This window comes from Colwellia sp. E2M01, assembly GCF_018860585.1.
GTDB lineage: Bacteria > Pseudomonadota > Gammaproteobacteria > Enterobacterales > Alteromonadaceae > Colwellia.
Genome location: NZ_JAHKPR010000025.1, coordinates 1 through 21,699, shown reverse-complemented (window position 1 = coordinate 21,699; position 21,699 = coordinate 1). Strand labels below are relative to the sequence as shown.

At 39.4% G+C, this 21,699-nt stretch carries 13 protein-coding genes; 8 read left to right on the top strand and 5 right to left on the bottom strand.

Going from position 1 to position 21,699, the window contains the following annotated elements:
- Positions 1-39 precede the first annotated feature (39 nt).
- From KO502_RS05240 to KO502_RS05220, 5 genes are read left to right on the top strand one after another with little or no spacing between them, the layout of a single operon-like run.
- On the top strand, positions 40-1,350 hold the full coding sequence (locus KO502_RS05240) for an ABC transporter substrate-binding protein (protein ID WP_216021573.1): 1,311 nt from the start codon (positions 40-42) through the stop codon (positions 1,348-1,350).
- On the top strand, positions 1,347-3,149 hold the full coding sequence (locus tag KO502_RS05235; protein ID WP_216021519.1) for an ABC transporter permease subunit: 1,803 nt from the start codon (positions 1,347-1,349) through the stop codon (positions 3,147-3,149). Before KO502_RS05240 ends, KO502_RS05235 begins: the two co-directional genes overlap by 4 nt.
- 11 nt (positions 3,150-3,160) lie before the next feature.
- Positions 3,161-3,793 carry an ATP-binding cassette domain-containing protein gene (locus KO502_RS05230; RefSeq protein ID WP_216021518.1) on the top strand — a complete coding sequence of 211 codons (633 nt, stop codon included), beginning with the start codon at positions 3,161-3,163 and terminating at the stop codon, positions 3,791-3,793.
- A gap of 13 nt (positions 3,794-3,806) precedes the next feature.
- Complete coding sequence (locus KO502_RS05225) at positions 3,807-4,526, top strand: CDP-alcohol phosphatidyltransferase family protein (protein WP_216021517.1); 720 nt, start codon at positions 3,807-3,809, stop codon at positions 4,524-4,526.
- Complete coding sequence (locus KO502_RS05220; RefSeq protein ID WP_216021516.1) at positions 4,519-5,307, top strand: sterol desaturase family protein; 789 nt, start codon at positions 4,519-4,521, stop codon at positions 5,305-5,307. Before KO502_RS05225 ends, KO502_RS05220 begins: the two co-directional genes overlap by 8 nt.
- Before the next feature lie 415 nt (positions 5,308-5,722).
- Here the strand turns inward: KO502_RS05220 and KO502_RS05215 are convergent, their stop codons facing one another.
- Positions 5,723-7,057, bottom strand: coding sequence for a DUF1552 domain-containing protein (locus KO502_RS05215; protein WP_216021515.1), 1,335 nt, complete (start codon positions 7,055-7,057; stop codon positions 5,723-5,725).
- A gap of 13 nt (positions 7,058-7,070) precedes the next feature.
- Positions 7,071-14,084: a starch-binding protein gene (locus KO502_RS05210; protein WP_216021514.1), complete on the bottom strand. Its 7,014-nt coding sequence runs from the start codon at positions 14,082-14,084 to the stop codon at positions 7,071-7,073.
- 887 nt (positions 14,085-14,971) lie between these two features.
- Between KO502_RS05210 and KO502_RS05205 the strand changes: the two genes are divergently transcribed.
- The 3 genes from KO502_RS05205 (at position 14,972) to KO502_RS05195 (ending at position 18,284) form a co-directional block, all read left to right on the top strand.
- Complete coding sequence (locus KO502_RS05205; protein WP_216021513.1) at positions 14,972-15,634, top strand: fused MFS/spermidine synthase; 663 nt, start codon at positions 14,972-14,974, stop codon at positions 15,632-15,634.
- A 37-nt stretch (positions 15,635-15,671) separates the two neighbouring features.
- On the top strand, positions 15,672-16,574 hold the full coding sequence (locus KO502_RS05200; protein ID WP_216021512.1) for a fused MFS/spermidine synthase: 903 nt from the start codon (positions 15,672-15,674) through the stop codon (positions 16,572-16,574).
- 174 nt (positions 16,575-16,748) lie between these two features.
- Positions 16,749-18,284 carry a methyl-accepting chemotaxis protein gene (locus tag KO502_RS05195; protein ID WP_216021511.1) on the top strand — a complete coding sequence of 512 codons (1,536 nt, stop codon included), beginning with the start codon at positions 16,749-16,751 and terminating at the stop codon, positions 18,282-18,284.
- Positions 18,285-18,371: 87 nt separating this feature from the next.
- On the opposite strand, the gene KO502_RS05190 is transcribed toward KO502_RS05195, so the two are convergent.
- The 3 genes from KO502_RS05190 to KO502_RS05180 all read right to left on the bottom strand — a co-directional run bounded on the left by KO502_RS05190 (position 18,372) and on the right by KO502_RS05180 (position 21,589).
- Positions 18,372-18,995 (bottom strand): DUF938 domain-containing protein, encoded by a 624-nt coding sequence (locus KO502_RS05190; RefSeq protein ID WP_216021572.1) that lies wholly within the window; start codon positions 18,993-18,995, stop codon positions 18,372-18,374.
- A 44-nt stretch (positions 18,996-19,039) separates the two neighbouring features.
- On the bottom strand, positions 19,040-20,188 hold the full coding sequence (locus KO502_RS05185; protein WP_216021510.1) for a peptidogalycan biosysnthesis protein: 1,149 nt from the start codon (positions 20,186-20,188) through the stop codon (positions 19,040-19,042).
- 222 nt (positions 20,189-20,410) lie between these two features.
- Positions 20,411-21,589: an IS4 family transposase gene (locus KO502_RS05180; protein WP_216021509.1), complete on the bottom strand. Its 1,179-nt coding sequence runs from the start codon at positions 21,587-21,589 to the stop codon at positions 20,411-20,413.
- Between the last annotated feature and the right edge of the window lie 110 nt (positions 21,590-21,699).

The window sequence follows — 21,699 nt, the reverse complement described above, 5'->3', positions numbered from 1 at the left end:
TTGACGCTTCTGCTCACTGTTTTATTTACACTAACGCTAATGTTAACGCTAATGTTAACGTTAAGCGTAAGTGCTGGAGAAGTTACGCCCAGTATAAAAAGTAATGTAAAAAGTAGCATACAAAGTAACGAGCAAGCAGAGCATTGGCAAAACATTGAAAGTGGAGGAAGAAACCAAGCGGTTTTTTTTCATGCCTGGGGCGGTGACCCACAAATAAACAGCTACATACGCTGGGTAGCTCAGCAAGTTAAAGCCAAATACAATATTACTTTACAACAGGTTAAATTAACCGACACCAGTGAAGCTGTCAGTCGAGTATTAGCGGAAAAGTCAGCCAACAATAATAGCCAAGGTAGTGTTGACCTAGTATGGATAAATGGTGCTAACTTTGCTGCGATGGCTGAGCATTCATTATTATTGAAAAACTGGGCGAACAAACTGCCTAATTTCGCTTTAACTGACCCCGATAATAATCCTACTGTAACACTTGATTTTGGTGTGCCGACCCAAGGTATGGAATCGCCCTGGGGACAAGCCTCATTGAGCTTTTATTATGATCAGCTGGCAACAACTAACCCGCCGCAAACTCTAGATGAATTGCTAGCTTGGAGTCAAAAAAATCCAGGGCGTTTTAGTTATCCCAAACCCCCAGATTTTTTAGGGATAAGCTTTTTAAAATATGCTTTGGTGGTATTACATCAACAAAGTGATGAGCGCATTAAAGCGCAGCTTTACATGCCGGCAACACATTCAGTAACACAGCCAGAAACATCGCCAGCAGCATCGGCAGTGACGTCGCCAGCAGCATTAAATAACCGTGATTTAATACTCCAACCATTATGGGATTTTTTAGATGAATTTCACCCTCATCTTTGGCGCAAAGGCGAGTATTTTATGCAAAGTGGCGTAGAGATGCGCCGACTAGTTGATGATACTGAGCTGAGTTTAGCGTTTACTTTTTCAGCCCCAGAAGTACCGGCCGCGGTAAAGCGTTATGACTTACCGCCTAGTATCCGTAGCTATGCAATGCGTGATGGTAGTTTAAGTAATACTCACTTTGTCGGTATACCTTATAACGCAAGCCATCAACAAAGTGCCCAGCTAGTGGCAAACTTTTTATTAAGCCCAGCAGCGCAAGCCTACAAGCAACAAGCCAATGTGTGGGGAGATCGTAGTGTGTTAGTTCATGCAATCCTAACTAAAGAGCAACAAGCACTGTTTCAAACTGAACAAGCACATCCAAGCGCCTTAGCTGTTAATAGTATTAAAATGACGTTAAGTGAGCCGCATCCAAGTTGGGTAAAGGCTATTGCTGACGGTTGGCAAGCCCGTTATGGGGTAAGCCAATGAGCCAAATAAATAGTACTGTTGTTACGCGCAACACAGAGCAAGCGTTAGCACAGCCAACAGATTGGTTCACAGTGTTGGTTAAACTCAGCCCTAAGCTTTTATTACTATTATTGGTCGTACCGGTATTTGGTGGTTTAATTGGGGTTATATTACCTGCTTTCGGTTGGGCACCTGTGTTGAATCAATACAATATTGGCCTACAAGCTTTTACCGCATTATGGCAAACCGCAGGTATTGGGCAAATGATTATGTTGAGTGCTACAACAGGCTTCATAAGTACCTTTGTTGCCTTTGTTATTACCTTAATGATACTTGCCGCTTTTTTTAATAGTGTTTGGCTGGCGCGTATTCAGCAAATACTTAGCCCTATTTTAGTGATCCCACATGCGGCAGCGGCTATTGCCGTTGGCTTTTTAATTGCGCCATCAGGTATGCTTGCTCGGTTAATATCGCCGTGGTTAACGGGATGGGATTTTGCGCCGCACGGTATTTTTCCACACGATCCTTACGGGCTAAGTATTATTGTTGGCTTAACCTTAAAAGAATTACCTTTTTTACTTTTGATGGCATTAGGCGCATTAGCTCAACCTGAATTAGGAAAAAAGCTCCGTCAACAGCACAAGGTGGCACTTAATCTCGGTTATTGCCCCATGACCGCCTTCTTTAAAGTGATATTGCCTAGTTTATATCCCTTGCTGCGTTTACCACTATTAGCCGTTTTAGCCTATGCCAGTTCAAGCGTGGAAATGCCCTTGATTTTAGGACCTAACACGCCGCCAACCCTAGCGGTGGCAATTATGCATTGGTTTAATGATGTTGATTTAAATCTTCGCCTTAAAGCCTCGGCGGGCGCATTATTACAACTTGTTGTGACCGGCGGCATCTTAGCGCTTTGGCTGCTAGCTGAAAAAGCCATTCGCGCTTTTTTTTCTGATAGCTTAACCAATGGCAAGCGCGAATATGGCGGTGCCTATTTTCAAAAGCTTACCTCGGTTATTACCCTGTTAGTGGTGATATTTATAAGTTTGGCGTTGGTTGGATTAGTTATGTGGTCAGTGGCGGGCTTTTGGCGTTTTCCTGCGCTATTACCCGATACGTTAACTTTATTACATTGGCAAAGCGCCGTTATGCAAATGGGTACGCCGTTAATTAATACCCTAGTTATTGGTGCTATCACCACCTTATTGGCTATTATTTTAACCTTACTTTGTCTTGAATCAGAGCAGATGAGGGGTAAAAAAGTATCAGGTTTTATCAGTTTTATACTGTATATGCCGCTTTTGGTGCCTAGTATTGCTTTTCTCTTTGGCTTGGTTTTAGTGCAACAACTCGCTCAGCAATCATTAGCAGAGTTAAGTCATCAATCAAGCAATGTGAAAACCGTTTATATTAACTATATTAATGTCATTATTACCCATCTGTTATTTGTATTGCCTTATGTGTTTTTATCGCTATCGAGCAGTTACCGCCAATTAGACCAACGTTTTGCTATTGTCGCCGCAAGTTTAGGGGCTAAGCCAAGTAAGGTATTTTTTAAGGTAAAATTACCGCAATTATTTTCAGCTATTTTAATTGCCGTCGCTTTAGGCCTCGCCATTAGTTTTGGCCAATACTTACCAACATTACTAGCCGGAGGAGGGCGCATTAGCACCATAAGCACCGAAGCGGTTACTCTGGCTAATGGCGCAAGTCGTCGCACTAGCGCGGTCTATGCGCTGATGCAAATGTTATTACCACTGCTTGGTTTTATACTTGCTTGGTTATTACCTAAATTTATTTATAAAAGCGCACAACGCTAAAGGTTATTTGAATGCAGCCATCTTTACAGATAAATAATTTACAGTTGTTTCGTCAGCATGACTTATTGCTGAGTGTTAACGAGCAAATAAATGGCGGTGAAATACTTACCATTATGGGACCCTCGGGGAGCGGTAAGTCCAGCTTGTTGAATTGGCTAACTGGCTCATTACCGTCAGCTTTTCATACCACGGGTGAGGTTTACCTAAATGGTAATGAGATAACTAACACACCTGCACATTTACGACATGTTGGTGTGTTATATCAAGATGCATTATTGTTTTCCCATTTGTCTGTTGCCGGCAATATTGCCTTTGCCATGCCTGCCAGTAATAAAAAACAACGACTTGAAAAAATAGACGACGCGCTTGAGCAATTTGGTTTGTCAGGATTTGGCGATAGACACCCTGATAACTTATCAGGCGGACAACAAGCGCGTGTTGCCTTACTACGGGTATTACTGAGTGAGCCGAAAGCGATATTACTTGATGAACCCTTTAGTAAGCTTGATGTGCAATTACGCGAAGATACGCGACAGTTAGTTTTTGAACAAATTCGTTATCATCAATTACCGGCCTTAATGGTAAGCCATGATCATAGTGATGCCGAGGCTGCCGGCGGAAAAATCATCACCTTAGCCGGCTAATTAGAGGGATATTATGTTAGATAAATTCATTACACCCGTTATCAAACCATTATTAACTCCGGTCGTTGCTTTGCTGCATCAGCGTAATGTTACCGCCGATCAAATTACTTTTTATGGTTTTTTAGTCGGCATGTTAGCGCTGCCATTATTAGCTTTTCAGTTATGGTATTGGGCACTTTCCGCCGTTATTGTTAATCGTATTTTAGATGGATTAGATGGCGCACTTGCGAGGTATGCCAAGCAAAGTTCAAGTGCGGGCGGTTTTTTAGATATTACCCTCGATTTCTTATTTTACGCGGCTATTCCGCTGGGTTTTATTTTGGCTAACCCGGAACAAAACGCTATTGCGGGCGCTGTTTTGTTAACAACTTTTATTGGTACTGGCTCAAGCTTTCTGGCTTTTGCTATTGCCGCTGAAAAATTTAACATTGATAAACCGCAATTTAAATACAAGAGCTTTTATTATTTAAATGGTTTAACCGAAGGTACAGAAACCATTGCCTTGTTTATTGCTTTTTGTATTTGGCCGCAACACTTTGCTGTGCTTGCTTATCTTTTTGCTATCGCGTGTGCTATCACAATTTTCACCCGAATTCATGGAGGTTATCACACCCTCAAACAACAAAAGCTTGATGTTAATGACGCAAAGACTAGTAAGGTCGATGTTAAAGACGTCAATATTAATGAAGTAAATGCTAATGTGATTGAGGATAAAGAGGAAAGCAATGACTAACGAACAGAGCTGGCGATTAGGATTCTTTTTTAGCATTTTAGTGATCATGATGTTGCTTGAGTGGCAGCTGCCTGCACGTAAATCACCAATAAAATCATCCAAGCGTTGGCTTGCAAATTTTGGCTTAGTGTTTGTCTCATCAGTGATTGCCCGTTTAACTGTACCTATAGGTCTCACTGCGGTAGCGTTTTATAACGAAGAACATAGTATTGGCTTATTTAACGTAATGAGTCTACCTAGCTTTGTCGTTATTACTTTAAGCTTATTCATTCTTGATATTGTAATCTACTGGCAGCATCGGTTGTTTCATCAAATACCCATATTGTGGCGCTTACATCGGGTTCACCATGCGGACGCTCATGTTGATACCAGTACTGGTTTACGTTTTCATCCTCTTGAAATAGTGCTAAGCATAATCATCAAACTTATTATTGTCAGCGCATTTGGCGTACCGGCTATTGCGGTGTTGATATTTGAAATAACCTTAAATGGCTTGGCATTATTTAATCACGCTAATATTCGTTTACCGCAGGTAATAGAAAAACCGTTACGACTACTATTAATGACACAAATACTGCACCGTATTCATCACAGTCAACGAGTTAGTGAAACCAATTCAAATTATGGCTTTAGTGTTATTTGGTGGGATAAGTTATTCGGTAGTTATAAAGACAGTGCGCAAAAAAGTGATAGCGAGTTAGCTATCGGCTTAACAGATTACCCTGATGCGAAGCAAAACAGCTCACTTTTATCGTTACTCCTGTTGCCGTTTAAAAAATAGCAGAACGATTTTAATTAACTGCTTTGCGTTAACATGACTAGTTATTTTGAATGGAAACAGCGTTATCTGGTCTTAATCAAAAAACAGATAACGCTGTATACCCATCACACTTTAAGGTGCAGGTTCAGAGTTAAGCTAGGATAACAGGTCAAGGCGCGTTACGTAGATAATGGTTACTCAGGATAATATGCTTCCAGCATTCTCTAATAAGCAACACCCATGTAGCGTCCTTATCAAGTATCGCAACGCAGGACTGATGTTCTACTTAGCTCCCTGCGGACAAGGCGATAAAGGATCATCTACGGCGTTATTGATTTAGACAAGAGAATAATTATTTTCTTCAATCAATGCTTTGTACCTGAGCCTTTTTCGACTTGCTGAAATCTGCACCTTGAGCTGTGATGGATATATAAAGTTACACCAAAACCCCGTTTACTCCGCCAAAGCTATTGCCATAACTATTCCAACCTAAGCCGAAAGCATTGGCGATATCTAAGTACAAATTAGACATACCTGCATTGTTGGCATCCGTTGCCATACCTCTGTTAATAGCATTACCTGCACCACCAGCTAAATAAATGCCTGGGTTTTCAAGTTGATGGTTACCACCGCCAACTTCAGACATCACTAATATCAAAGTATTGTCGAGCAAGGTTCCGCCATAGGCACTGTCAGGACGCGAAGCTAATTGATCCATTAAATAAGCTACCATCATATTGTACCAACGTGTTTGCGAGTCAAATAAGTTTGATTCGTTGTGTGAACTTACGTGCGATCGTGTTTCATTCCAGTCTAGCCTTGCGCCACTGCCGTATTCTCCCATGTAAGGACGAATACTTTCGAAGTTAACCTTTAATGATTCATCTTGCGCAGCCATAAATTGAAAGCTTGCAGTGCGGGTTATATTTGCTTGAAAGCCCATAGCAATATTTCGCATTTGCGCTTTAGCAACTTCTTCTGCTTCAGTATTTATGCCGCTCATACCTACATTGGGGCGGTAAAATCCTGAACCATCACCAATGTCGAGCGAGCTATTTAATACTTTTTGATAATAATTTAAAGACTCTTCATGGGTAAGTAACTTACCTTGTTGTTGAATATTTAAAGTATTACCTTGTAGTAAATCTAGGTTTTCATGCAAGGATTCAAGTACGCGTTTACGGCGTAAGTCTTCTGGTGAAGCTTCGCTTTGATTGGCGTTATTAACCACGTCAGCCAATAAATTATCGTAAATCATTTGTGGGTTATCAGGAACATCAATTTTATTGCCATTGATGTCGGTAAATGGCATATATTCAGAGCCTTGTGCTTTGCTAGACCAAACCCCTACATGTAGATTGTTGGTGGTATTTCCGCCAAGTTGCGCGCCTATTTCTGCATCAAAGGTTGGCGCATCGACTTGTCCGCCTGAAAACACCGCTTTACATGCAGCAGGGTGAGCAGATACCCCACCATGACCAGCAAAGGTTAAGTTTTTAATGGGCAAAACTTTATCTATATGGCTTTCTAAAGGTTCTAAAGGGCTGTTAGCAAAGCTACCAGAGCCTAAGCCGCCAATCTCATAATTATGCCATTTGTCACGAACACAACCATTAGGGTAATACACCATGATAAATCGTCTTGCTTCACCCGCCGCTGCAAATACTTTAGGAGAGAAAGCAAATTGACTTGCAAAGGCGGTAGTTAATCCCGCTTTAGCTAGGGTGCGAAGAAAGTCACGACGTTGCATTTTATTTTTTAAAAAAGTCATTTTGTTTGCTCCACTACTTACGCAAGGTATAGTTTTTGGTTTGGGTAAACTGAATCATCAGATCAAGCATGCTTGTATTAGCGCCGTCTTTAAATAGTTGGCCAAACACTTGTACTGTACAGCTATCTTCATTGCTTTCACGTTGGCCTCGCATATAGCGATACCATTGACGAGCATAACAAGCTTTACCATGTGCACTATCTGCTACAAGCTGTGCTAATTCATCTAAACCTTGATAAGGCACTACCGGATCGCTCGCTGATAAAAAGGTTTCAGCCGAATATAAACTACCGATATAACCTGCAGAATTAATTACTTTAACTTGGCCATCGTCAGTGGTTTCTGTGGTGGTAAATAAGCCAACTTCATTGTAATTTTCAAGGCCAAAACCTATACCATCAATATATTGGTGGCATGATTCACAACCGTCTTGTAAATGGGCATTTTCAAAACGTTCACGCACCGTTAAGCTTGGATCTTCTTGTGGTTTTAATATTGCGCCAATAGGTGGTGGCGGGAAGTCTTGACACATAAGATTACGGCGTACAAATAGCCCACGTTTAACTGGATGAGTTTTTTCTGAAGCTGACTGCAAAGTTAAAATACCCGCGTGGCCTAATATACCGCGACGTTCACTGTTACCATTTTGCTCGCCATCTCCGCTGATATAATTAACTTTTTGCCAATCACTGCCACCAGGCCATTGTAAACCGTAATGGGTGGCAAGTTGCTGAGTCATAAAGCTGTAGTTTGCGGTTAACAAGTCATTGTATTGCCCACCTTCAAATACGGTTCGGCGAACAAATTCAATGGTTTCTTGTTTCATGTCAGCTTTTAAACTGTCGCTAAGCTCAGGTGTTTTGATCTCTTTATCCAAGTCTAACCAACCTGAAATAAAACGTTCAAAAGCACTTTTAGCTTTAGGATCTTGCAGCATATTACTAACGGTTGCAGCAATTTGTGCTGGTGTACTTAGCTCACCAGCTTCGGCTTTAGCCATTAAATTAGCATCAGGTGTGGTTGCCCAGTAAGTGTAAGACAACATGGCAGCTACTTCATAATCAGTTAATTCATAGTAACCAGAGCCATTGGCTTCACCAACTTCTGAGCGGTAAAGCATAGCGGGTGCTGATAACATAGCTGACAATACGCCTATATCACCATGCTCAGTGTAAACCGCGGTTAAATCAGCGACTTCATCTGGTGTTAATGGACGGCGAAATGCACGTTTACCAAAAGTGGTGATAAAGCAGGTTATATCGCTACAACCGCTAGTTAAATCATAAATATTGTTGACCATATTCGCCGCCGTTTCTGCAGCAATAACATAGCCTTTTGCATAATCATTAGTGAACAAGGTATTTGCATTTGTTTTAAAGCCGTTTACGGGAATGTCAGCAGGAATGCGCCCTGAAGTGACATCAACGTTATTAGCTAAACCTAATAGATCGCGAATTGAGTTGTTGTACTCTAAGGTTGATAACAAACGGTAGCTTCTATCTTGTGGGATCAAATCATTTAAGTCGGTCGCATTACACATGTTTGCTGGGGCCGAGTAAGCTCCGGCCAAAATCATATCAGCCGTTGATGAGGCACAATCTCCAGTACAAGCTGCGGCATTGCCTATAGGCATGTTATTTTCGATGTAATTAGTCAATTGACTTAAGCTGTAGTTATTCGCAACGTTAAGTAATGACGTACCGCTGTCACCTGCCGTTCCATGACAGCCAGTACAGCCTTGTTCGTTAAAGAAAGTTCGCCCTTGCACATAAGGATCATTTACTGAATCGAATACAGCAAGTAAGGTGTATGAAAAAGCATCGCCTATTACTAATTGAGTATTGGCCTGACTTGGGTCAACAAGATAAGCAATGCCTGATCCTTCCCATCCAGAAAACTCTAAACCCGTGCCTGCAGAGTTTGCATTAATATCAACAACCGTGCCGCGAGTAAAAAGCTTACCGGATAAGTTATCACTGCCGTTTAAATGAACTGAGCCGTTACCTACTTGCACTTGGCCGCCAGTTTCTACGCCATTACCACTAGGTGCTTGAGCTAACCAGCCATTGTCGTACCAACTTGGATTGGCAAGACCAACAGTAAGATTTTCGGTTTGATTGGCCTCGTTATTACTAAATATGATATTCACATTGCCATTACTGTTAGCCCATGCAGTTGGTAAGCTAAATCGCAACCATGTTCCCCCAAATTCGGTAGCAATTTCGGTTAAATCAGTACCTGGCCAAGCAGCTGAACGATCAGTTTCTGTGCCATTTTCATTGGTCCAAATATAAACCATAGGCGTGTCCCAATTACTTGGAACATTAAAGTAAGCATATTGGCCAGCACCTATGTTAGTAACCGTTATGTTATCGGTTTTTCCTTGGTAATTAATGGTAATGTCGGCAGTACCCGCAGTATTACCTGCAGTGAGTAAACCTGCTGAGCTGACATTAACAATAGCTGTGTTGCTTGAGATCCAACTTGCTCCTAAGGTAATACCTCGAGTTATATCGCCAGCATGCGCTACCGCGACTAGCTGTTTGGTTTCACCGGCAATGAGACGAGTGGTTTGATTACTAATAAGTTCAATGCTGTCAATAGAGCCCGTATCTTGAGTGCTTGTACTAGCAGTAACCGCGAGGCTATTGGCGTTTTCAGCGACAGCTATTAATTGGTAGTAATAAAGGGTGTTTACTTCTAAACCTGTATCAATAAAAGCATTACTATTTTGATTAAGTGTTATTAAAGGGGCAAAAGGCCCGTTAGTGTTTGTTGAGCGACTCAGCAGGTAGTTTTGCTCATTATCGGCATTATCATTCCAAGTTAAAGTAATTGAGTCTGCACTGGTGGATGTTGCACTAAAATTTGTTGGTTGATTTGGTGCACCAACTACTGCTATATCTATGCTACCCACATAACCGTTATTACTAGCCCAAACGGTGGTAACGCCAGTATTACCTGCAATGGTGTTGATAGTTGCACTACTGCCTATTGGATCGATAACGCTAGTATCACTAGAAACCCACTCAACCGCAGTGATCGGAATGGTTTTAAAGCCATTATCATATAAACCAAAGCTTGATAGGGTAACTTGGCTGTTTGGTACTATGGGGCTTTGCTTTACGGTGACTTCCATGCCTGTTTGTGTGGCAGTTTGCCCGTCAATCCAAGCCGCAATTAAGTCATCAGCAAGAGGATTGGTTAACACACTACCTTTTGGCATACGGTTAGCATCGTCGGTTTGATAAATATGTATTAAGCTTGCTGCATGATCAAACGGCAACATGCGATAAACACCAGAGCGTTGAATATTCATAATATCCATTTGGTTTACTGGTGTATCGTAGTTTAGATCCATTAAGCTGCCATCATGACAATGAGCACAGTTAGTTGATAAATAGGCGCGAGCGCGGTTATCAATATCTGCACTGGTGTCTTCTGGATCAGGATAGGCGGTTAAGCTGTTTGCTCCAGCAATAGTGTTAGTGAATAAGCCAAGTTGATTAAATAAATCGACTTGATTGCTAACCACACCTTGATAGTTTAAATCGCGGTTTAGCTGAGCTGTGGTAATTGCTAAGGGTTCTTTACTACCTGTACCTAAATGACATGAAGTACATTCTGCACCTGAGCGAACTTGGCGATTAACATTAGTGGTAGCACCATTGTAATATTGTGCTACGGTTTCATTAAAGGCTTCATTAACTAAATCAGCATCAGTACCTTGTGGGTTCCAACGATAATTAGCAGACGCCCACTTTCCTGATACTTGTTTAAATAATACCGAGGTTTCAAATGGGGTAGTGTTTGTGGCGTTTACAGGTAAAGACAAATGTTTAACTAACACACTACCCACGGGTAAATTCCAAACTTCATCTTCGTTAAATTCAATATTACTTTCATTGGGGATGGCGAAAAAATGACGAGCTTTTAAACCATCAAACCAGCCATCTGAGTTAACGTCGTATTCGATAACGCCGTGAACAGGTGTTTGTGTTATTAAGTCAGCAAAAATGCCTGTATTTGATAATTTAGCAGGAATAACAGCTGCTTGTGCTTCACTGTCTATCATACGATATAAAATTGATAAACCGCCGTATTCAACGCCGTGTGAAGTAACAAAAACTTCTTCACCGCTCATGTCTGTTCCAAACGATGAAATATTACTAGGGAATGCATCACTAACGAGTTTATTGGGATCACCTTCAACCGCTGACCAAATCTTTTTAGATACGTAATCACCGTAAATGAAACGACCCGTTAAAGCGGGTAATGCTGTACCACGGTAAACAAAACCACCGATGATGGAAACTGACCCTGTATCGTGAGTATAACCGCCTACAGGGGCAATTAAGTCGCCACTACAACTACGGCTGTTATTTGGATCGCCGCCGTCATTACCACGATGAGTGTTACCTTCGCATATTGGCCAGCCATAGTTTCCACCGGCTTGAATAATATTAACCTCTTCAAAACCTGCTTGGCCTACTTCAGTTTGCCATAAGGTATAAGGGGCTTGATGATCGAAACTAAAACGCCATGGGTTACGATGACCAAATGACCAAATTTCATCACGCACACTATCATCATTAACAAAGGGGTTGTCTGATGGAATATCGTAATATTTGCCGTTAACATTTGGTGTTTCACGCATAATTAGACGAATAATACTACCGCGTAAATTAGTTGTTTCTTGGGCGCTGTTGTTTGTTCTTGGATCGGGTTGAGTTGGTATTAATGCGGTATCACCATAGGCACCATCACCAAGGCTCATGTAAAACTCCCCCGTTGATGGATGAAATTGCATCATGCTGCCTTTGTGATCTGGGCCAGGTTGCGGTATACGTAAAACCTCAATACGTGACTCAGCAATGGTAGGGTTGCTCGCATCATCTAAAGTGATGCGCTCTAATACACCATCACCAAATACGCCGTTGTCACTTTCGTTGTCGTTATCACCTTCAATATAATAAATATAAGCTAAACGGTTGGTGGCAAAATTAGGATGAAAAGCGATAGATAACAAACCTTGTTCATGATAATCACGCACCTCATTACTAATATCTAATAGCGTATTTACTTGTGCAGGTGTAACTGTTGGATCATTTGGGAAAACTAAAACCTTGCCAGATTTATCAACAATATAAATTAAATCATTTAAACCGTCGTTGGTTACCATGACAGGTGAAATAAAGCTGCCATCTAATGCTGGGAATGCCGACTCGTATTCATAATTACTTGATGAAACATTGCCCGATAACGGAAAGTTAAGTGGCGCAGCAAGTTGTTGTCTTTCGGCGATACCTTGGGTGGCATTAACAACGGTTAAACTAAAGGTATCTTGATCACCATCAGTAAGGGTTAGGGTCACTTCAAAGGTACCCGCTGTAGTTATTGTGGGCGTTACTACGTTAGCGCCATTTAACTCGCCTGACCAAGCAGAGCTTTGCCAAGTAGCGTCTTTTGTTGAACTAGATGATGCCACGGCAGTTAATGCAATTTTACTATTGATATTCACAGTGCGATCGCCACCGGCATCAGCGCTACTGTTTGTAGTTTGTGGAATATTACATGCGGCAATGGTCATCCAAACACCATTATTGTAACACAGTAAGTCGCCAGAAAAATTTAAGTCTGCGCTTTGATTCGCGCCATTATTATTAAAGATAACATTGCCACTTTGCGCGTTATCATCAATTTCAATGAACCAAGCATTTAAGCCGCCAAAATCAGTAAGTGCTTGTCCGGGCCATTGGCCATCAGCTATAGAGTCAGCAGGTAATACCTGCCAAATATAAGCAGTTGGTGCATTCCAGTTATTATCATTAATGTAATAAATGGCTTTGCTTGTTGGGAAGTTATACGTTGGCGCTGCTACCACAGTAACAGTGATGTTATCTTGCGCTGACTCATTATCATTGTCAGTGACCGTTAAGGTGACTACATAAGTGCCTGGTGAAGTATATACTTGGCTGGCGCTTACACCAGTTAAGCCATTGCTCCAGTTATAATTGGTAATAGTGCCATCACTGTCGGTTGATGCACTACCGTTAAAGTTAGCTGTTTGCCCTACCGTAATAGTGAAATCATCCCCCGCATTTGCTGTTGGCGGAATATTACCGGGTTGTTCAACTGCAAATCCACAGGATGCTAGGCTGGTCCACGCATTATTTTTATAACATGAGTTAGGCGGGGTGACGACTAAATCGTTAGTTTGGCCATTACCGCTATTATTACCGTAACCATTAAAAATAACCTGCATGCTAGTAAGTTCAACGCTTGGGTCATAGCAGTAATAATTAGCTTGAGCGCCCGACATTTTAGTCATAGTTTCACCCGGCCAATTGAAATTAGCGAGTGCAGCTGCAGGGGTTGAGTCCCACAAGTAGATTGTTGGAACGGCGTAATTAGCTGTGTTGTCGTAACAAATACTGGTTGCGGCAATCGACGTTGCTGTTGTGCTAGTAACAGTGATGGTTACCGTGTCTGTACTTGTTGCACCTTGGTTGTCGGTTACTGTTAGTGTAACCACATAACTTCCCGCGTTGCTGTATACCATTGACGGGTTAATACCGGTTAATTGGTTACTCCATGCGTAGTTGACAATATTACCATCCACGTCTGATGAAGCGCTGGCGTCAAAGGTAACACTTGCTCCTTCGGCGACGGTTATATCGCTACCGGCATCAGCATTAGGCTGAGCATTAGCTGTAATTAATCCACATTCACTCAATGTTTTCCACTGGTTGTTTTGCCAACAATTATTTGGGCTTGTTAACAACAAGTCTTCAGTTTGTTGATTACCATCATCACTAAAAATAACATTTAGGCTAGTGAGCGCTACGCCAGAATCGTAACAATAGAAAGTATTTTCAGCAGCCATGTTCTTACCTGGCCAGTTGGTGTTGGTAACAGCGCCAGCAGGAAATGAGTTCCACATATGCAGTGTAGGGTTGTTATATCCATTCTGATTATCAAAACAAATTGCTGTGGGGGTAACTGCAGCTAAAGTCGTCTGAGACATTAATACCGTCGAAAAAGCCGCCGATATTGTTAGAGGGGATAACAGATAATACATTCTGGAGCGATTGAGACTCCTACTGAGATTGCTTGTGCGCATGCTCATCACCTTAAATTATTTTTATTGTTTTAAATGAATCAAGTGATTTTTGCCGCTTAGGTAGCGATTGATTAATCACTTATTCGGTAGAATTATTATGTTTATTTTCGATTTGACGATAGCACAACATAAATTTTTACAGAAATAAGGGAGAGCCAAAAGAAACATAAAATTAACATTTTTGCAGACGTTATTTCAGTCAGTAAATGCTGTTAAAAGGTTATTTTTTGAGAAGTGAAGTGTGGCGGCACTTTAGATAGGTTGGAATACAAACCTAAGTCAAACTATTTTTTAACTATATATAAATCATATGGTTATATGTTTGTGTTTTGATTTTTATTAATGTGAGATGGTTTTATTTATGTTGTTTAAATAGAGGGAAATTATCTGGTCAGACGAGATTGATGTGGTTATATTAACAGCAGTTAATATGATTTATTGAAAAGATTATATTTAACTTATTGATAGTATATGTATTTTTTATGATTTTTTGACAAGTACAAATACTGTACATACGTATTCATAAAATTAATTTTATTTTAATAACAATTTTGTCATTTTAGTCGTTAAAAAGGAGCTGGTTACAAAATAGTTAATAGCTTGTGCGTTTTTTTAATGCGTAGTTTTTCACGTAGAGTAATGGTGTTTATCTGGAGGTAATTATCGTAATATTTTTAATTCTTTTAAAGAAGATAACCTGAACCGTAAATTTGCGCTTGTTTACTATCAAACACCTTAAAAATAATTTACAGTGGCTATATACTTTTATATAAAAAAGAATGATATAAAACATGCAAGCAGCAACTAAATCAATTAATTACAGAAATATATTTATTTACTTTTTAGCCTTTACCAGTGGCTTTTCTATCATGTGTATCGAGTTATTAGCAGGTAGAATACTGGCACCTTTTTTTGGTAGTAGCGTGCATATCTGGGGCAGTATTATTACGGTATTTATGCTCAGTTTATCAATAGGGTATTTATTAGGCGGTAAGTTTTCTACAAAAAATGCATCACTTGGTCGTTATGGCGCTATTTTTATACTAGCGGGGATTACTTTATTACCGATAGTTACTTCGAGCGCTTGGATAATGGAGACTATCTTTATCGCTATTGAAGACTCGCGTTATGGCTCATTACTCGCTTCTACCGTATTGTTTTTTATTCCTACAATTATCTTAGGTATGTTATCGCCTTATTCCGTTAGATTGCTCGTTAAAGGCCCTAACGAAAGCGGTCAAGTTGCCGGTAAACTTTACTTTGTTTCAACGTTAGGCAGCGCATTAGGTACTATTATTACCTCTTTCTACTTCGTGATGTGGTTTGATATAGATACTATTGTGATCAGTGTTTGTTTATTACTGGGCTTGTTAGGTTTAGCTGCAATTGTTCTTTCTAAAGTTAACTCAAGCTTCGCGACATTAAATACAGCAGGAGAGGTTAGCCATGCTTAATGTTCTTTCTCAGCACCACTTAGTGCGAGGTTTAATAATGCGTATTTCTATTGTATCAGCGTTATTAGCGAGCGTATTCATGATTAATACGGCTCAGGCTGATGTTATCCATAGTGAGCGTTCTTTATATACTAATATTTTAGTAGAAGACGACGGTGATTTACGCTGTTTAAAGTTCAATGTTAAAAGTAATAACACCCGACAAAGTTGTTTTTTAAAAAGCCAACCTAAACAATTAGTCTTTAATTATACTAAGCTATTGTTAACAGGGTTATTAGTAAACCCTGAACCAAAACGAATTTTAATCATAGGTTTAGGTGGCGGCACTATGTCGAATACCTTACATGATTTATTACCGACTAGTTTAATAGACAACGTAGAAATAGACGAAAGCGTTATAAAAGTTGCTAGACAATATTTTGATTTTTTAGAGAACGATCAAATAAAAACGTATAGTCAAGATGGTCGAGTGTTTGTAAAAAGAGCGCTATTAAAGAAGCAAGAATATGATTGGATCATATTAGATGCCTTTAACGGTGACTATATTCCTGAGCACTTGATGACCCAAGAATTTTTGTTAGAAATAAAAAGCTTATTATCTGCAAACGGCATATTAACCGCTAATACTTTTTCTTCAAGTCAGTTATACAAATATGAATCAGCAACTTATAAAGCTGTATTTGGTGACTTTTATCAGGTAAGCAATCAAAACAATAATAATCGAATTATATTGGCGCTTAATAAGGGGCTAGCCTCATCGACGGTATTACAAACAGAAAAGAACGCACAACTTGCTACAGCGCTTTTAAGCTTTGGGGTTGATGTGAATATGCTCTATCGTAATATGAGATCAACGGCGACTCAGCAAGATTGGTCTAATGATAGTACGATATTAACGGATCAATTTGCGCCAGCAAATTTATTAAACCTTGATAATTAAGGGCGATAACTAAGATCGACAACTAAGATCGATAATTAAAGTATAAATTAAGGTCATTACACACGAGAAATGAAAAATATTGTAGTAGCAACTTGATAGTTAGAATGCTGACAAACTACTATTATAGATATATTAAGTGTCAGTTATAATAATAATTTTATAAGAGGTAAAGGGATGTCTAATCGCAATGTGTCAATTATAGATAAAGAAGTTACGTTTAATCAGGGGGAAGAGCTTGTTACTACTACTGATTTACGAGGTGTGATTACTTATGTAAATGATACTTTTTGTAAAGTTTCTGGTTATGAACGAGACGAGATAATTGGCCAACATCATAATATGGTTCGCCATCCAGATATGCCTAAAGCTGCTTTTAAAGATTTATGGGAAAAAAACAAAGCAGGACAAAATTGGCGAGGTGCAGTAAAAAATCGCTGTAAAGATGGTCGATATTATTGGGTTGATGCCTATGTCAGCCCTATTTTTGAGCAAGGTAAAATGTCAGGTTATCAATCTGTGCGTGTTAACCTTGATGCTAAAGCGAAAGAAATGGCAATTTCTGCATACCAGAAACTCAATGACGGTAAGAAAATAGAAGGTTGGTATACCTCAATTAACAACCGCCATATTTTATTTGCACTATTTACTATTACAACATTAATTGCCGCCATGAGCTTATCTAATTGGTTCATGTTTTTATTACCATTTATTTCTTTTATTTTATATTTTGATGAATTAGTTACAACTCCCACTTACTTTCAACAGTTACAATCAGAATATGATAGTGCATCTAGGTGGATATTTTCAGGGGTAAAACCACACAGTATTGCCGATTTTCATATTAAAGTTCAACAGGGGAAAGTCAGAACTATTTTAGGTAGAGTAGTTGATAGCGCTAATATGATGGAAGCAAGTGTTGCGGAATTAAATAATGCGGCAGGCAATGCTAAAAGTGGTGTTGAAAAACAAAGTAATGAGTTACATCAAGTTGCTACTGCGGTTGAAGAGATGGTCGCTACTATCTCTGAGGTTTCACAAAATACGACGGATACGTCAGACAAAGTGCATCAAGCACATGGTGACTGTGATAAAGCAAATCAAGCAATGACAAAAACGATGCAACAAGTCTCAAGCTTAGCTGAAGATGTGGCTGAGTCATCACGCTCAGCTAATGAATTAGCTGAAGAAGCCGAAAAAATTGGTACTATTATGCAAGAAATTCAAGGTATTGCAGATCAAACGAATTTGTTAGCGTTAAATGCGGCTATAGAAGCAGCTCGTGCTGGTGAGCAGGGTAGGGGATTCTCTGTGGTAGCTGACGAAGTAAGAGCTTTATCTAGTCGTACCCATGATGCAACTGAACAAATTCATAAATCAATCAATGAAATTCAAAGTACACTTCGTCACTGGTCTAAAACAATGGCAGAAGGTAAAAAGTCAGCGGAGAATTGTGTTACAGATACGCAAAGCACTCAAGATGTGGTAACCGGCCTTTATAATGCTATTTCCGATATTGCTGATTTAACTATGCAAATATCTACAGCGGCAGAAGAGCAAAGTGTTGTGTCAGCTGAAATTAGTCAAAACATTGTTAATATTAGTGATGCATCAAACGACAATCTTAACCAAGCAGACACAGTTGAGTCTGAAGCGAGTGTTATTAAAGTACGCACAAAAAATTTGAAATCATTAGGCTTATCGTTTAATTAGGTATATGTTTGATAAGTAAATTATTTAAAAGCCCTTAACTTGCATTTGTTAAGGGCTTTTTTTGTATAGTGTTAATTGTACTTTATATTAGCTGTGCTTTATAAAGGTTAATAAACGATTGTTAGCGGGCATTGTGTGATCTTCAATTAATTTAAGCCCTGCTGATTCGGCTAATGCTAAAATATCTTCTATATTACGAATACCGCTATTAACATCTCTACTTTTTAACCAAAGGTCAAAGTTGGCGTTACTTTCGCTGGTAAAATTACCTTGGTAATTAAAAGGTCCATAAATACACACATGGCTATTAAGCGATAAGTTTTGGCTGATACTTTCAAAAAACTTAACTACCAATGACCAACTTATAATATGCAGTGTATTGGCTGTATATAAGGCATCAATAGTTTGCTTTGCGCTTAGCTGTTTCCAAGTATTGCTTATTACCGTAGAGTTAGCTAAATCTATCTCTATAGGTCTTCGTACATTGTTGTTGTCTACTTCATCTAGCCATAAGTTGATACCAGGGTGATTAATTAATAAATCACTGGTTTGCCAAGTTATATTTGGCAAATGTTGGCTAAAGTAAACCGCATGCTGACCAGTGCCAGAGCCAATTTCTAGTACATGGTTAGTGTTTGCAAATACCTCAGATAAAATGGTGAGTATTGGTTTTTTATTATTTTCACACGCTTGAGAAAAAGGTTTAGTCATCATAATTATTTATTTCGTTTAGGTTTGTATGTATTGAGAGTAGTTTATTGCTTGAAAGGTAACAACTGCTGACACTGTTGTTGATACGCTAACATACTTTGTTGCTCTTGCTGGCAAAAATTTTTAACTGCATTTCTAAATGGCTCATGCTTTACCCAATGGTAAGAATAGGTTAGTACAGGTTCGAAGCCGCGTTGAATTTTATGTTCACCTTGGGTACCTGGATTAAACTGTTTTAGTTTATTCCTGATGCAAAACTCGATGCCCTGATAATAACAAAGTTCAAAATGTAGATTATTATACTGCTCAGTACACCCCCAATATCGGCCATATAATTGTTTATCATCATAAAAAAATAGCGAACAAGCAACGTCTTCGTATGAGTTACTGGCTATGATTAAGAGAATATTATCTACTTTATTTTGGTTGTTATTAAATATTAGCTGAGAAAAAAATTCATAATTTAAATGTGGTTGATGCCCGCGCCTTAAGTAAGTTATTTGATAAGTTAAATAAAAGAATTTGAGATCTTGCTCGGTAATCTCATCTCGTGTTAATTGACGAACTGTGAGCTCTTGTTGAATAATTGATAGCCTTTCTTTACGGGTGTTCTTACGTTTACGGGAAGTAAAACCTTCAAGAAAATGATCGAAACTTTGATAATCACGATTAAACCAGTGGAACTGGACTGTATTACGCTCGTATACATCTTCAGGTAGTTCTGTTTTTATTTGGTGACAATATAAGAGGTGCCAACTGTGAATATCTTCTTGTTCACAATGCTCTATTAACGGTTTAAATAGCTCAGATAACGACACCTGCGTTGATAATAGCTTATCGGAAGTCACAGGCGTAAAAGGAATAGTAGCAACGAGTTTAGGGTAATACTCTATGCCGTTACGTTTAAATGCCTCAGCCCAATCCCAATCAAACACATATTCACCCCAAGAGTGACTCTTAAGGTACATAGGCATGATGGCCGTAACTTCATTAGCTGTCTCTTCTTTAGATAACGATGCGATCAAATGATGAGCTTGCCAACCTTGTTGAGCACTTGCTGATTGACTATTTTCGAGTGCCTCAAAAAAACTATATTGAATAAACGGGCAGGGCGAAGAATTTACCTGTTGCCAATCAAGATCTGTTATTTGGTTGATGTTATCAATAAAGTTAATATTTAAATTAATATTCAAATTCAGCTCAGCATTTGATGAAAGTAACTTTACGCTTATTTTGCCTATAAAAGTGAGGTAATACCAATAAGCTTTTCGTTTGTAAGTAATATATTCACAAGTATCAGTATAGATTTGAAACCTGACTGACTACTTTAGTTAAAATAAAACGGTTTGGAGTTTTTTGAACTGTTTGGCGTCGCGGTGGCGACCACACCCAAAGGGCTGAGGGATCCCCATTTTTTAAATAGCTACCTCTTTTTTATACATCCAAACAAAGTGAGTTAAACTTTTCCTTAGAAAATTCATATTGATACGACAATACAGATGCTGTATGGATTGTTTGGCTAATGTTAAGAAGGAGAGTACCCTGCGGTTTTTGGTCGTATTGGCTTGAAATTTTTTATGCCACCCCCTTCTTTCAGCTTCAAAACCCACAAACCATAGCGCTATGCTAGCTAAAGCTGCTATCAAACATAATATCTCCATGCGTTGTATTCCTTTGCTTTTGCTAGAGCGCCATGAAAATCCATACTCAATACTTTTATCGTCACGGAAATTTTGTTCTATTTGCATCCTTTTTCCGTACAAAGAGACAGCTTGCTTACTCGTCACCTCTTTATCTGATGTCGCTAGTAACCAAGGCTCCTTAGCTAAGTTTTGATACATTTTGGTGTCTTTAGTAAATCTACTTTTTCCCGTTCGACCTTTACTTTTTCCATGATATAAATGCAAAAATGCATCGCAGGCTGTGGGACTATGTCGTGTTAACCTTGCTCTACCTAATGAACGCGGTATTTCACTAGCGTCTGCTCTAAGCTGCTTAAGTTTTTGCCATTGCGATTGATTTTCTAACTGACATGTCATCGACCCACGTAGGCGACCAATCATGTGCCAATCAAGAGAAAGCACTTTGCTGTACCACGGAGTAAGAAAACCGCCATCTGTTACGATATACACATTAGGGTGATAACCTACAACTTTTTGAAGGTTATCTAGAAATAAGCTGTGAACTTCTGGTGTCTCTAAGTCTTGTTGTTTAACGACCATGTTGTAAACGACTATTGACCGTCCATCGACTAATAAGCTTGCTCGCAGTAAGTGGTATTCATGACCACAAGCTCCACTCCAATCGACAGCTATTGCTAACATAGGTAAAGAGGAAATGATGGGGTGAACTAGGGCATGGTAGATAGCAACTTTTTCATTATACAAGTGTGTGTTGCTTAAGAAGCGATCAACGCGCTTTATTTTATGTTTTACGTGTGCGGAGCCTTTGAGGTTTCTTCCAATGTCAGTCAACGTTAGTTTGCTACCAGATATTAACGTATTACTACAGTTCATTAATGTCTTCATCCTGGCATTGTTGAATGAAGATAAAGACTCTTGAAAGTATTTATGGCAAAGTGATAGTTCAGGCATAGCAGATCCAACTTATGTGTGTTTTGGCGAACTACATAAGATCATAATTTGCTATGCCTGTCACGTTTTGGGGAGCCCTCAGCCCTTTGGGAGCTTGCTCTATGTACATT

Excerpts from the sequence above, each read along its gene's own strand:
- KO502_RS05215 (WP_216021515.1), bottom strand. The coding sequence starts at position 7,057 with ATGACTTTTTTAAAAAATAAAATGCAACGTCGTGACTTTCTTCGCACC.
- KO502_RS05210 (WP_216021514.1), bottom strand. The coding sequence starts at position 14,084 with ATGTCTCAGACGACTTTAGCTGCAGTTACCCCCACAGCAATTTGTTTT.
- KO502_RS05240 (WP_216021573.1), top strand. The coding sequence starts at position 40 with ATGTTAACGCTAATGTTAACGTTAAGCGTAAGTGCTGGAGAAGTTACG.
- KO502_RS05195 (WP_216021511.1), top strand. The coding sequence starts at position 16,749 with ATGTCTAATCGCAATGTGTCAATTATAGATAAAGAAGTTACGTTTAAT.
- KO502_RS05225 (WP_216021517.1), top strand. The coding sequence starts at position 3,807 with ATGTTAGATAAATTCATTACACCCGTTATCAAACCATTATTAACTCCG.
- KO502_RS05220 (WP_216021516.1), top strand. The coding sequence starts at position 4,519 with ATGACTAACGAACAGAGCTGGCGATTAGGATTCTTTTTTAGCATTTTA.
- KO502_RS05205 (WP_216021513.1), top strand. The coding sequence starts at position 14,972 with ATGCAAGCAGCAACTAAATCAATTAATTACAGAAATATATTTATTTAC.
- KO502_RS05180 (WP_216021509.1), bottom strand. The coding sequence starts at position 21,589 with ATGCCTGAACTATCACTTTGCCATAAATACTTTCAAGAGTCTTTATCT.
- KO502_RS05235 (WP_216021519.1), top strand. The coding sequence starts at position 1,347 with ATGAGCCAAATAAATAGTACTGTTGTTACGCGCAACACAGAGCAAGCG.
- KO502_RS05190 (WP_216021572.1), bottom strand. The coding sequence starts at position 18,995 with ATGACTAAACCTTTTTCTCAAGCGTGTGAAAATAATAAAAAACCAATA.
- KO502_RS05200 (WP_216021512.1), top strand. The coding sequence starts at position 15,672 with ATGCGTATTTCTATTGTATCAGCGTTATTAGCGAGCGTATTCATGATT.
- KO502_RS05230 (WP_216021518.1), top strand. The coding sequence starts at position 3,161 with ATGCAGCCATCTTTACAGATAAATAATTTACAGTTGTTTCGTCAGCAT.